Source organism: uncultured Romboutsia sp. (genome assembly GCF_958366745.1).
Classification (GTDB): Bacteria; Bacillota; Clostridia; order Peptostreptococcales; family Peptostreptococcaceae; genus Romboutsia; species Romboutsia timonensis.
Map to the genome: position 1 here is coordinate 1 of NZ_CATXCO010000044.1, position 14174 is coordinate 14174.

A 14174-nucleotide genomic window follows, 5' to 3' on the forward strand; every position below is an offset into this window, starting at 1 on the left:
CCTTTGTAAAATATATACAAAGTTTTTCGGTTAATATAAACATTACTAGGAAAACATTTCTCTGATAACATTTAATTGTAATTAATTTTAAATAAAAAATATTCAAGTATAAAGGGGAGATTTATTATGGCAGAGGTAATTTTAAAAAATATATGCAAGTCTTATGACAATGGATTTAATGCAGTAAAAAATGTAAATATAGATATAGAAGACAAAGAATTCGTAGTTTTAGTTGGCCCTTCTGGGTGTGGTAAGTCAACTACATTAAGAATGATAGCTGGACTTGAAGATATAAGTGATGGCGAATTATACATAGGAGATAAATTAGTAAATGATATAGATCCTAAAGATAGAGATATAGCAATGGTTTTCCAAAACTATGCTCTATATCCACACTTAAGTGTATACGATAATATGGCATTTGCTTTAAAACTTAGAAAGATGCCTAAAGATGAAATAGATAAAAAAGTTAAAGAAGCAGCTAAGATACTTGATTTAGGCCATCTATTAGATAGAAAGCCTAAGGCTTTATCTGGAGGACAAAGACAAAGGGTTGCTCTTGGGCGTGCTATAGTTAGAAATCCTAAGGTTTTCTTAATGGATGAACCTTTATCAAACTTAGATGCTAAACTTAGAACAGCAATGAGAACTGAAATAACTAAGTTACATAAATCACTTGGAACTACATTTATATATGTTACACATGACCAAGTAGAAGCTATGACTATGGCTGATAGAATAGTAGTTATGAAAGATGGTATTGTTCAACAAATAGATACTCCACAAGATATATACGATTCTCCAAACAACATGTTCGTTGCAGGATTTATAGGAGCTCCTCAAATGAACTTCATAGATGTAAAATTAGTTGAAAAAGATGGAGAAATATATGCACAAAATGATGCTTTAAGTATAAAGTTAAATGCTGGAGATTGCGGAGCTTTAACATCTAATGGATACATAGGTAAAGAAGTTATTTTAGGTATAAGACCAGAAGATATTCATATAGAAGATATATTTGTTGATAACAGTTTAGATAGTACATTTGAAGCTAATGTTGAACTAGGAGAGCTTATGGGAGCTGAAATATATGCTTACTTAAAAGCTGGTAACCATAGTATCATTGCTAGATTTGATGGTAGATATAAGTTAAATATAGGAGATAAATTAAAACTTGCTATGGATAAGCATAGAATCCATATATTTGATAAAGAAACTCAAGTAGCTATAAGAGATGAAAAAGTAAAAGAAACTTCAAAATAGTTTGAATTAATGTTATATTAAAAAGAGTAAGATGATTAATCATCTTACTCTTTTTAATGTAATCTAGATACTTTAAAATACTTAAATTACTAGCAATATAATCATAAAAAATTTCATAATTTTTCGAGGGGGGTAAATTATGCAAAGCTTAATAGAGTTTTTTGAAAAAGAAACTAATAAAAAAATCAATATGTTTAAATATAATAACGAAAAGATCACTTCTAATCAAAATCTAATTGAATTTAATAATACAACTTATGTAATAGAATTTCTAAAAGATAGTATACTAAATCATGTAAACGGACATTGTTATTTGTTTAATCAACAAAATCTAGATTTTGATTCTTTAAAAAATATACTTAATAATTTATATGAAGATGTACAAATATACAATTATAATAATTATTTACTATTAGTGTCTGATGATATTTTAGATATAGACTGTTCTACTCCTACAATTATAGAATCTGAAACATATTCAAAAACTTATATTATATATTTAGAAAAAATAACTAACATTGATAATCTAGACTTTAAGATAAATATAACCAATGAATTGATTGATATAATAATTAATGATAGTAATACTAGTAAATTTATAACTTTAAATGATTTAATAATGTATAAAGTTACTTCTATTGCAAGTAATAATAAGCAAATTTCTTCATTAATAAAATATGATATTATAAAAAATATAGATAAAAATTTACTTACTACTGGTATTAATTTTATAGAAAATGATTTAAACATATCTAAAACTTCAAATATGTTGTTCTTACATAGAAATACATTAATATATAGGTTAGAAAAAATAAAAGAATATCTTAATCTAGATTTAAAGAATTTTAAAGATGCATTTATATTTTACTTAAGTGTAAAATCATTTTTAAATTTTATGAACAATTATAACTCATAAGTTATATATAATTATTTTATTAAGTCATTAATTTTATACTTATAATACTCAACTTAATATATACTTATTTTAGGACATGTTTTAAGGAGGTTTTATATGGGAATTTTTAGTATATTATTAACGGGGTTTGCTCTTTCTATGGATGCATTTGCAGTATCTGTTACTAAAGGTATGACACTAAAAAAAATAAATTTATCAATAGCTACTAAAATTGCATTTTTATTTGGACTATTTCAAGCAGTTATGCCTCTTATTGGGTGGTTATTTGGCATGAACTTTGAGTTATACATAAGAAGTATAGATCATTGGATTGCAGTTTTTTTACTAAGCTTTCTAGGTATAAAAATGATAGTTGAGGCTATTAAAGATGATGATAATGATAACTCTACATATTTAGATAATAAAGAATTAATAATTTTATCTATTGCAACTAGCATTGATGCATTAGCAGTTGGAGTAACTTTTGCTTTTTTAAACATTGATATAATACCAATTTGTGTATCAATTGGAGTTATAACATTTTTAGTTTGCTTTATAGGGGTATTAATTGGTAAAAAAATTGGATCTGTATTCAAAAATTATGCCCAGATAATAGGTGGTATTATATTAATTCTAATAGGACTAAATATACTAAATGAACATACTCAAATAATTTCAAATCTATTTATTTTTTAATAGGTAAGTAAAAATTTTTTACTTACCTATTTTATTTTATATAAATACTATAAAATTCTTTAAATTACATAAAATACAATTAAATAACTCAACTTTTTAAAAAGATTGATTCTCTTATAAAAATTTATATTTTTATTAATTTGTATTTTTTTGTCAAAAAAGATACCAAATTGTAACTTTACTATATTTAATTTTCCATTTATAATGAATATAGTTTGATTCCTAACTTTATTTTAACTTGGAGGTGATTTAAGTGAAAAATATTTTCAAGATATATAAAAATGACTTAAAAGATATTTTCACTAATAAGGTTTTATTAGTTATCATAATTGGCCTATGTATATTACCATCACTTTATGCATGGTTTAATATAAAAGCTTCATGGGATCCATACGGTAACACAGGAAATATTTCTGTTGCAGTTATAAATGAAGATTCTGGTGCAGAAATAATGAATAAAAAGGTAAATATGGGTGATGAACTAGTAAAAGAACTTAAAACTAATAAAGATTTAGGTTGGAAATTCGTAGATAGAAAAAAAGCCCTAGAAGGTGTAAATTCTGGTAAATATTATGCGTACATAGAAATACCTTCAAACTTTTCTGAGAATTTAGCTTCTTTAGTTTCTAAAGATATAAAAAAAGGTACTATAATATATACAGTAAACGAAAAAATAAATGCTATAGCCCCTAAAATTACAAGTAAAGGAGCTACAACTATTCAAAATGAAGTAAACCAAACTGTTGTTAAAACAGTAAGTGAAGTGGTTTTAAAGGCATTTAAGGAAGCAGGAATAGAAATTGAAAAACAATTACCTAAACTATCAACTTTAGAAAATAATTTAGTTGAAGTACAAGGTAAGTTTAAAGATATAGATAAGGTTGTTGATACTGCTGTTGATGCAACTGATAAAGTATCAGATATAATTAAAGACATACAAAATGATATGCCTCTTATAAAAGATACTATTACTAATTCTAAAAACTTATCGTCTGATATAAAAAGCTTTTTAAATGATTCAAAAACAGGATTAAGTCAACTTTCTCCTATTCTAAAAAATGATTTAGGATTAATATCAGAAATATCATCAAATGCTAAAAATGCAGTTTCAGATTTAATAGATGCTATAAATAAAGGTTCTGAATCAGCTCCTCAACTTATAGATAATTTATCTACTAAGTTATCAGACTTAGCATCTAGTACAAATACTTTAACTAAGTTTTTAGAAAAATTAAACAAACTTGTTCCTGGTAACCAGTTAAAAAGTGTAATAGATTCACTTAACAGTATAAGTGCTAAATTAGATACAGCAGTTAGCTCACTACAAACTATTAAAAACCAAGTGGCTAATGGAGAAAAACCACCTTTAACTAATTTAAATAACTTATTAAAAGTTATAGGTGATGTAAATACAATAACATCATCTATATTAAATAATTTTGATTCAAAAATACAAGATCCTATAAGTAATATTATAGAAGATAGTTTTAAAGTTGCAGACAATATAATAGCAGTATTAGATAGTGCTGAAAAAAAATTACCAGCAGTTGAAGATATATTAAATACTACGTTATCTTTTAGTGGTAGTGCTGAAAAAGGTGCATCATTTATAAAAGAAAAGCTACCATATGCTAAATCTGTAGTAGATACCCTTGTAGATTCTATGAAAAAAATAAATAATAGTAATGAAGTAAATGAACTTATATCATTACTTAAGAGTGATGTTTTAAAACGTTCTGACTTCTTAAAACAACCTGTTGATTTAGTTGAAAATAGATTATATCCTATAAAAAATTATGGCTCAGCTATGGCACCATTTTATACAGTTTTATCTTTATGGGTAGGTATATTACTTTTAATGTCTTTACTATCTACAAATGTACATGGTGATTATAAACCAAATGAAGTCTATTTTGGTAGAGGACTTACATTCTTAACATTGACTATAATTCAGGCTCTTATCGTAAGTTTAGGTGATATATATTTCCTAAAAGTACAAGCAGTTAATATACCATTATTTATCCTAATATCAGTATTTACAAGTATAGTATTTACAGCTATTGTTTACTCTTTAGTTTCTATATTTGGAAATGTTGGAAAAGCAATAGGAGTTGTACTATTAGTTATACAAGTTGCAGGATCAGGAGGAACATTCCCTATACAAGTTACTCCACAATTTTTCCAAAATGTTTATCCACTATTACCATTCACATATGCAATATCTGCTATGCGTGAAGCAGTTGGTGGAATATATATGCCAAATTTAACAAAAGATATCTCTACTTTAGCAATATTTATTGTTGTATTTGTAATATTTACAGTATTCTTTAAAAAACCGATAAATAAAGTTACTGAAAAGATTCAAGATAGATTTAACGAAAGTGATTTAACTGGACATTAAAATACTAAAAGCTTAGTCAAAGTTTGACTAAGCTTTTTATTTTTATAGTCTTTATAAAAATATTCCACTACATTATAGTAATCTTGATAATTTTTTGGATGTTAACCCTAATCAAAATAAACCTTGTAAAGTATCTTTTATATTTTACAAGGTTTATTTTATCAATAAGAATAAAAAGGCTTTTAGCCTTTTTATTCTTCTATATCATCTTCATAGTTTTCATATTCTACACTTTTATATTCATCTGTATCTATCTTCATATTTTCTTTATCATCTTTTATAGAATTTATATGTTTCTCTATTTCTCCTGGTGATGCATCTTCACAGTTCTCATGACAAATTCTTCTAGAATTAAATTCTTCTACTTTTTCTTTTAATTCATCTTTTTCTAACTCATTTTCTAGATCATCAGAATCGTATTCTTCATACTCTAAATATTCTATCTCATCTTCTTTTCGACTTCTCATTTTCTTTATAGCTTTATACGAAATATATCCTCCTACTGTGGATACTGCTGCTATTCCTGTATAAAAAGCTATTTTTTTACTATTTTCTAACATTTCATTTTTGACTGTTCTTTTAACAAGATATTTTATCATAGCACTTCTCCTTCTTAAATGTCATATACTACACTAATAGTATTTGTATTATTAAAATAAAAATAATTATATTTTAAAATTTCATTTTTTTTACATCAAATTAAGAAAGAAGGTTTAATTTTTGATTCTATTTTATTTAATCCATTGTTAACTATAATAACCTTTATTATAACTGTAGCTATAGTTTTTTTAGTAAATTATTTAAACGAAAAAATAGCAAGTCAAAAACTTAAAGACTACTATAACCTTGCAAAACAAATTGTTATGGCTATTAAGCAACTAAACTCTGAGTTACCATGAGAATATAAAAAAGAATTAGCAATATCTAAATTATCAGAGTTAGCTAATAATAAAATAATATCTGAACAGGCTAATACTTTAATTGAATCTGATGTATATGAAGTAAAGAAACTTTTACAAAAAAATAATATAACTAAATAACTATCGTAAAATAAATAAAAGTACCATAAATTATTTTTATGGCACTTTCATTTTATTATATTATTTTAAATGGATTTAAATTAACATTACTTTTTATAACTTCTATCCCTTCAATATCCTCTAAATAAATACTAATTGCATCTTTAAATATATCTTCTGTATCAAAATGTCCACAGTCAATTACATTCATTCCTATATCTAGTGCATCTTGAGCATCATGATATTTCATATCTCCAGTTATTAATACATCTGCACCGCTTCTCTTGGCTTTTTTGAACATATCTGCTCCAGATCCAGTAACTACTGCAACCTTATTTATTTTATCATTAAGATTACCTACAACTCTGATATGTTCCATATTAAGCTTTTCTTTTATACTATTGCATAATTCCTTTAAAGTTATACTATCTTGTAATTTGCTTATTCTTCCTAAACCTACAGAGTTTCCTTTATTCTCAAGTTTATATATATCATATGCAACTTCTTCATAAGGATGAGCTTTTATCATAGAACTTATTCCCCCCCCTAACGTTTTGTTAGGTACTATAGTTTCTATTTTAACTTCTTCAACTAGCTCTACTTCTCCCAAACTTCCTATATAGGGATTAGCATTATCAAGTGGTTTAAAACTACCTATACCTTGAGAACTAAAACTACAGTGGCTATAGTTACCTATATGACCTGCACCTGCATCAGATAATGCATTTTTAACTTTATCTACATGTGTATTAGGCACGTATACAGCTAATTTATATAAAGTTTCAGTATTAGTTACCTCTAATACTTTTGAATTTTCAAATCCCATTAACTTCATGAAATAATCGTTTAATCCATCATAGGCTATATCAAAATTTGTATGCATAGAATAAAGAGCTATATCATTTTTTATAAGTTTATGTATTAGCTTCCCTTTTAAATCCATGGTATTTATCTTGTTCATTTTTTTAAATATAAATGGATGATGAGTTATTATTAAATCTATGTTATTTTCTATAGCTTCATCTATAACTTTTTCATTTGCTTCAAGAACAACTAAAACCTTCTCTACATTCATATCAAAGTCTCCAACTAAAAGACCTACATTATCCCAATCATAAGCTAAGTTTAATGGATATTTAGACTCTATCTTTTTTATAATTGTTTTTAATAACATACTATACCCCTTTATTTTATTTTTTTAAATTTTCAAGTTTTGAAATTTTCTCAGTACTTATCTTTATTTTCTTTTCTATTTCTTCACCAGTTTTACCTTCTAATTTTTTAAGTATTGAATTATACATAAATATTTTTTTATCTATAAATTCATTTAATAATGGGTCTTTATTTTCTATAAGCTTTTTACCAACTTCATAGTATATTTCATCATCTACAACAGTATTTTTTGAAGTATACTTAGCCACTATTATTTCATATATTCTAAAGTCTTCTTTAACTAAAACTTCATCTAATATTTCATATCCATTATTTAAAAGATATTTTCTAAGTTCATCTTGAGCTTGCATAGGTTGAAGAATTAATTTATCTAAGTTATGAGCTACACTCTTTTTAGCTTCTAGTAACTCACTTATTAATATTCCTCCCATACCAGCTATTATTACTTCATCTACTTCATTTTCATTAAGTACCTCTATACCAGAACCTAATCTTAAATCTACTTTATCAGTTAAATTATTATGCCTTACTTCACTTCTCGCATTTTCTAGAGGTCCTTTATTTACATCTGCAAGTATTGCAAAGTCAACATGTCCTTTATTTAATAAATATACAGGTATATATCCATGGTCCGTACCTATATCTGCTATTTTTTTACCTTTTGTAACTAAATCTGCTATTTTTAATAATCTATCTGTTAATTTCATATATAATTTCCTTTCTTACTAAGCAATACTTCTTTATTCCAATTATAATAACAGTATTTATATTTTAAATTTGAAATACAACTATTATACAATCACTAATATCTAAAAAGTAATTTTAAATATCAGTAAATTGATGAAAAATAATTAATTACTAGTATTAACTATATATATAGTATATATAATTTCCTATATGCTACAAAAATTCGCCCCAAAAGGCGAATTTTTGTATTTATATATTTATTCTAGTCTAAATAATCTCTAAGTTTTTTAGATCTACTTGGATGTCTTAATTTTCTTAAAGCTTTAGCTTCTATTTGTCTTATTCTTTCTCTTGTTACATCAAACTCTTTACCTACCTCTTCAAGAGTTCTAGCACGTCCATCTTCAAGACCAAATCTTAATTTTAATACTTTTTGCTCTCTTTCATTTAAAGAACCTAATACGTCTTCTATTTGTTCTTTTAATAATGAATATGCTGCAGCTTCTGCTGGTGCTGGTGCATCGTCATCTGGTATAAAATCTCCTAAATGGCTATCCTCTTCTTCACCTATAGGTGTTTCAAGTGATACTGGGTCTTGAGCTATTTTCATTATTTCTCTTACTTTATCCTCTGTCATATCCATTTCTTTAGCTATTTCTTCAGGCTTTGGATCTCTTCCTAATTCTTGAAGTAGTTGTCTTGATACTCTTATTAATTTATTTATAGTTTCAACCATATGAACAGGAATTCTTATAGTTCTTGCTTGGTCTGCTATGGCACGAGTTATAGCTTGTCTTATCCACCATGTAGCATAAGTACTAAATTTGAATCCTTTTACATAATCAAACTTTTCAACTGCTTTTATAAGACCTAAGTTACCTTCTTGTATTAAATCTAAGAAAAGCATTCCACGCCCAACATATCTTTTAGCTATACTTACAACTAATCTTAAGTTTGCTTCTACTAATCTTTGTTTAGCTAATTCATCACCTTCATGCATTCTTCTAGCTAACTCTACTTCTTCATGTGGCTTTAATAAAGGTATTTTTCCTATTTCTTTTAGATACATTCTAACAGGGTCATCAATACTTATTCCCTTTGGAAGAGATAAATCTATTTCTTCTATTTCCATTGGTGTATCATCTTTTACTATGCTTTCATCTAAGTCATCTAAATCTAAATCATCTTGTGCAAAATCTATATCAACTTTATCAGTTTTATTTTCTATAACTTCTATGCCTAAGTTACCTAATGTTTCATAAAGATTTTCTACTTGATCTTTATCTAACTCAGTTTCTGAAAAAGCTTCCATTATTTCAGCAAGAGTAAGAGATCCTTGTTTTTTACCTTTTTCAATTAAACCTTTAGCTGTCATTTTTTTCGATTCTTTTTTGTTTGATTTATTCTCCATATTTAGACCTCCTTCCATTATAACCTTTGTAATTGTCTTCTTAATTCAACTATTTTTAAAGCTATTTCCATAATTTTAGAATCTACCTCTTTCACATCTTTAACGTCTTTATTCTTTTCAATATCTATTTGCTCTTTTAATAGCATATTAATTTTTTCATTAAGACTATTTTTCCTTATATTTTTAATTATCTCATCTATGTTCTTTATATTATTTAAATCAAGATTATCTAAAGATATACTTTCTAATCCTTTAATATATTCTTCGGATATGTTTAAACTTTTAATTTTGTCAATAGTTATTTTATCCAAATCTTTATTTTTAATTAACCAATTTACAATTTCTTTGCTATCTTTTTCTAAAAAGTCCTCTTCACTTATCTTTAATAATATTATTTCTCTATGTTTTTTACTATCTAACATTATTTTTATAAGATTTTCTTCTACCAGAAGTTTACCTTTTTCAATAGCTTTTGGTTTTTCAATTATCTTTTCTTCTTTCTTATATATATATTTATTATTTTTGTTGTTTTTATTTTGATTCCCGTTGTAATATTTACCATAGACTTCTTTCTTTATAGATTCAACACTTATATCGATTTGTTCACTTAAGTATTTAGTATAATAATCAACTTCTACCGGGCTTTTTATTTCTTTTATTATTTTTGATGCTTCTTTTGCAAATTTTACTCGTTCTTCATCTTTTTGTATGTTAAAGTTTCTTTTTAAATTGTCTATTTTATATTTTATATAATGAGTTGAATTTTGGATTTCTTTTTCAAATTCCAAAACTCCATATTTTCGTATAAATTCATCAGGATCTTTACACTCCTTTAAATTTAATACTTTAACATTAATATCTAACTTATTAAGTATTTCTATAGCTCTTAGGGTTGCTTTAATACCTGCTTCATCCGAATCATATGATATAATAACTGTATCTGCATATCTTTTTATCAAACTTCCTTGTCCATCAGTTAAGGCTGTTCCTAGAGTAGCTACTACATTTTTTATTCCATATTGATAAAGTGATATTAAGTCCATATATCCTTCTACTAATATCACACTTCTATCTTTTATCTCTTTTCTAGCAAAATTTAATCCATATAAATTTTGTCTTTTGTTGAATATTAGTGTATCTGGAGAATTTAGATACTTAGGTAAAGAGTCATCTAGTACTCTTCCACCAAATCCTATTACATTTCCCCTATAGTCAAATATAGGAAACATTACTCTATTTCTAAACTTGTCATAAATCTTTTTAGTCTCACTTTTATATCCAAATAAACCGCACTCTATTAAATCTTCATTTTTATATCCTATCGATATTAGATAATTCATAAGTGAGTTCCATGAATCTAACGAATATCCTAAACCAAATTTTTTTATGATTTTATCATCTAATCCTCTTTTTCTTAGATATTCATATCCTGGATTTTTACTTTTTATAAGATTTGAAAAATAAAACCTTGCTGCTTCTACATGTATGTCTTGAAATTTTTTAGATTTTTCCATTCTTTCCTTTGTGGATTCATCTACATGAGTATTGATTTCTATCCCACATCTATTAGCTAATAATTTCACTGCATCCATAAAATCTAAGTTTTCAATTCTCATTACAAAATTTATAACATCTCCACCTTCACCACATCCAAAGCATTTATAAATTTGTTTTGATGTGTTTATGTAGAAAGATGGCGTTTTTTCACCATGGAAAGGACATAATCCTTTATAATTTGCCCCTGATGGTTTTATGTTTATATAGCTAGATATAACATTTGCTATATCACATCGACTTTTTATTTCTTCTATAATATCTTTTATATCATTCATATTATCACCTTCTGGTGTTTTTTTATCTTAACATATCTATTTTACATTATATTCTAAATTTGTCAAATGCTCATTATTCATAATTCGACTTTTTTTGGTAAATTCCTTCTTTTTTTTAAAAAAATATATTTTAAAATACTTAAATATTTTTATATATATAATTAAGTATTTACATTTTTTTTATTATTTAATACTTTTTTAGTCATAAAAAAAGAGGTAATTTACCTCTTTTTATGATTTATTTTATAGAATTTATTAAATCTTCAAATTCACTAAAATTAAGGGATTGCATACCATCTGATAGTGCATTTTCTGGTTCTGGATGTACTTCTACCATAATTCCATCAGCACCAACTGCAAATGCTCCTATAGACATCGGTTTTATTAAGTATCTAACACCAGTACCATGAGATGGATCAACTACTACAGGAAGTCCAGTTTCTTTTTGTATAATAGGTACTGCAGCTAAATCTAATGTATTTCTAGTATAATCATTATACGTTCTTATACCTCTTTCACACATTATAATTTTATTATTTCCTTCTACAGCTATACACTCAGCAGCACCTATACATTCTCCTATAGTTGCCGACAGACCTCTTTTTAACATAACAGGCTTATCTTGTTTTCCAACTTCTGTTAATAAATTAAAGTTTTGCATATTTCTAGAACCTATTTGAATTATATCTGTAACCTCATATAATTTATCAAGCTCTCTTATATCCATTAACTCTGTTATAACAGCCATCCCCGTTTCTTTTTTTACTGCTTTTAATATTTCAAGACCTTCTTCTTTTAGCCCTTGGAAAGAATTTGGAGATGTTCTTGGCTTATATGCCCCACCTCTTAGGATATTTGCACCTTTACTTTTTACAAACTTTGCAGTTTTAAGTAATTGGTCATAACTTTCAATAGCACAAGGTCCTGCTATTATAATTTTATCTTCTTTTACAGTTAACTTTTTATCATCTGTAGTAATTTCTATTTTTAAGTTTCTATCAAATAGGTTTTTTTTCATCACCTATATACTCCTTTACTAGTTCTTGCTATCCTCTATATATAGCATCAGCCATCTTAGCTGCTCTTAAATTTTTCTCTACGTCATGAACTCTTACTATATCTACCCCATCTCTTATTCCTAAAACAGTAGTTGCTATAGTTCCTTCTACTCTTTCTTGTGGAGGTAGATCTAGCGTATTTCCTATTACTGATTTTCTAGATGTGCCAAGAAGTATAGGATATCCTAACGTTTTTAGCTCACCTAATCTTTTTAACACTTCTAAGTTTTGTTCATAAGTTTTTCCAAAACCTATTCCTGGGTCTAGAACAATTTTATCTTTATCTATTCCAGCTTTTATAGCTATATTTATACTTTCTAGTAAGAATTCTTTTATAGATTCCATTATATCCTTATCATACTCAGTATCATCTTGATTATGCATTATACAAACATAAGCATTGTGCTTTGCTATTACACTTGCCATATCTTTATCTTTTGTAAGACCCCACACATCATTTATCATTTCTACACCTAATTTTAAACTTTCATCTGCAACTTTCGCTTTATAAGTATCTACAGATATAGGTGTATCTAACTCTTCTTTAAGCTTTTTTATAACAGGTATTACTCTTCTTAATTCTTCATCTGCATCTACATAGCTATGTCCTGGTCTTGTTGATTCTCCACCTAAATCTATTATATCTGCGCCTTCTTCAACCATTTTAATAGCATACTTTAAAGCTTCATCTACGCTATTAAATTTACCTCCATCAGAAAAACTATCAGGAGTAACATTTAATATTCCCATTATATAAGTTCTTTTATTATAATCAAACATATTGTATATCTCCTATTTTATTATTTCATAGTTATTAAACTCATAGCTTCAGCCCTTGCAGCTATATCTTTTTCAAATATACCTCTAACTGCTGACGTTATAGTTTTTGATCCAGGCTTTTTAACCCCTCTCATAGTCATACACATATGTTCTGCTTCAACAACAACTATAACTCCATATGGATTAAGTTCTTCCATTATTATATCTGCTGCATATTTAGTTATTCTTTCTTGTAGTTGTGGCCTTTTAGCTAAAGTTTCTATTACTCTAGCAAGTTTTGAAAGACCAGTAAGCCTTCCTTCTTTTGGTAAATAAGCTATATGTGCTTTTCCAAAGAATGGAACTAAATGATGCTCACAACATGAATAAAATGGAACATCTCTTACTAAAACTAACTCTTCATGTTCTTCATCTTGGAATATTACCTTTAAATGATCTCTAGGATCTTGATGAATACCTGAATATATTTCTTCATACATTCTAGCTACTCTATCTGGTGTATCTAATAATCCTTCTCTATCTGGATCTTCTCCTATTGCTTCTAATATATCTCTAACTGCTCTTTTTATTTTATCTTTATCTACATTGCTCATTTAGTTAGCCCCCTTGATTTATAATTTATTATATGAATATATACTTATATACATTTATCAAGTCTTTATACTCATAGGTTTCAATGACTTTTTTGCATAATCTAAATAATTCTATATTTTCATCTTTCAAGCTTTTGAATAACTTTTTATCTTTAGGTAGCCATTTATTATTTATAATAAAATACCCAACTATTATATCTTTTAAATATAAATTAGTCAAAAATTCATATTCAAAAGCATCAAATTTTTCTTTATTCTTTAGATCCTCTATTTTAGCATAGAGATTAGCTTCTAATAAGTTTATATCTTCTCTTGATAATTTATTTGGACCTTCTGTGAATTTTTCTTTACATAAACCTATTATGT

Annotated in this window: 12 protein-coding genes and 1 pseudogene; 4 read left to right on the plus strand and 9 right to left on the minus strand. The window is 26.3% G+C overall.

Annotated features, from left to right (window positions below; translation table 11 throughout):
• Positions 1-126: 126 nt before the first annotated feature.
• The 4 genes from Q5F54_RS04910 (at position 127) to Q5F54_RS04925 (ending at position 5255) form a co-directional block, all read left to right on the plus strand.
• Complete coding sequence (locus tag Q5F54_RS04910) at positions 127-1263, plus strand: ABC transporter ATP-binding protein (RefSeq protein ID WP_281539044.1); 1137 nt, start codon at positions 127-129, stop codon at positions 1261-1263.
• 139 nt (positions 1264-1402) lie between these two features.
• On the plus strand, positions 1403-2179 hold the full coding sequence (locus tag Q5F54_RS04915) for a CdaR family transcriptional regulator (protein WP_281539043.1): 777 nt from the start codon (positions 1403-1405) through the stop codon (positions 2177-2179).
• A 96-nt stretch (positions 2180-2275) separates the two neighbouring features.
• Complete coding sequence (locus Q5F54_RS04920; RefSeq protein WP_071119878.1) at positions 2276-2854, plus strand: manganese efflux pump MntP family protein; 579 nt, start codon at positions 2276-2278, stop codon at positions 2852-2854.
• Positions 2855-3107: 253 nt separating this feature from the next.
• The gene (locus Q5F54_RS04925) at positions 3108-5255 is read left to right on the plus strand and encodes a YhgE/Pip domain-containing protein (RefSeq protein WP_281539042.1); all 2148 of its coding nucleotides are present in this window, start codon (positions 3108-3110) and stop codon (positions 5253-5255) included.
• Positions 5256-5446: 191 nt separating this feature from the next.
• Here Q5F54_RS04925 and Q5F54_RS04930 read toward each other — a convergent pair whose 3' ends face one another.
• The 9 genes and pseudogenes from Q5F54_RS04930 to Q5F54_RS04970 form a co-directional block, all read right to left on the minus strand.
• Positions 5447-5854, minus strand: coding sequence for a hypothetical protein (locus tag Q5F54_RS04930; RefSeq protein WP_071119876.1), 408 nt, complete (start codon positions 5852-5854; stop codon positions 5447-5449).
• Positions 5855-6350: 496 nt separating this feature from the next.
• Positions 6351-7448 carry a Nif3-like dinuclear metal center hexameric protein gene (locus Q5F54_RS04935; RefSeq protein ID WP_288525881.1) on the minus strand — a complete coding sequence of 366 codons (1098 nt, stop codon included), beginning with the start codon at positions 7446-7448 and terminating at the stop codon, positions 6351-6353.
• A 16-nt stretch (positions 7449-7464) separates the two neighbouring features.
• On the minus strand, positions 7465-8154 hold the full coding sequence (locus tag Q5F54_RS04940) for a class I SAM-dependent methyltransferase (protein WP_071119874.1): 690 nt from the start codon (positions 8152-8154) through the stop codon (positions 7465-7467).
• 242 nt (positions 8155-8396) lie between these two features.
• Positions 8397-9545: an RNA polymerase sigma factor RpoD gene (rpoD, locus tag Q5F54_RS04945; protein WP_071119873.1), complete on the minus strand. Its 1149-nt coding sequence runs from the start codon at positions 9543-9545 to the stop codon at positions 8397-8399.
• A gap of 17 nt (positions 9546-9562) precedes the next feature.
• Positions 9563-11377 (minus strand): DNA primase, encoded by a 1815-nt coding sequence (dnaG, locus tag Q5F54_RS04950; RefSeq protein ID WP_288306278.1) that lies wholly within the window; start codon positions 11375-11377, stop codon positions 9563-9565.
• Between the two features lie 238 nt (positions 11378-11615).
• On the minus strand, positions 11616-12395 hold the full coding sequence (aroF, locus tag Q5F54_RS04955; RefSeq protein WP_302334049.1) for a 3-deoxy-7-phosphoheptulonate synthase: 780 nt from the start codon (positions 12393-12395) through the stop codon (positions 11616-11618).
• A gap of 28 nt (positions 12396-12423) precedes the next feature.
• Positions 12424-13215 carry a dihydropteroate synthase gene (folP, locus tag Q5F54_RS04960; RefSeq protein ID WP_302334048.1) on the minus strand — a complete coding sequence of 264 codons (792 nt, stop codon included), beginning with the start codon at positions 13213-13215 and terminating at the stop codon, positions 12424-12426.
• A 20-nt stretch (positions 13216-13235) separates the two neighbouring features.
• Positions 13236-13808 (minus strand): GTP cyclohydrolase I FolE, encoded by a 573-nt coding sequence (gene folE, locus Q5F54_RS04965; RefSeq protein ID WP_288306277.1) that lies wholly within the window; start codon positions 13806-13808, stop codon positions 13236-13238.
• 28 nt (positions 13809-13836) lie between these two features.
• Positions 13837-14174 (minus strand): annotated as a pseudogene (locus Q5F54_RS04970) (hypothetical protein); the annotation flags it as partial.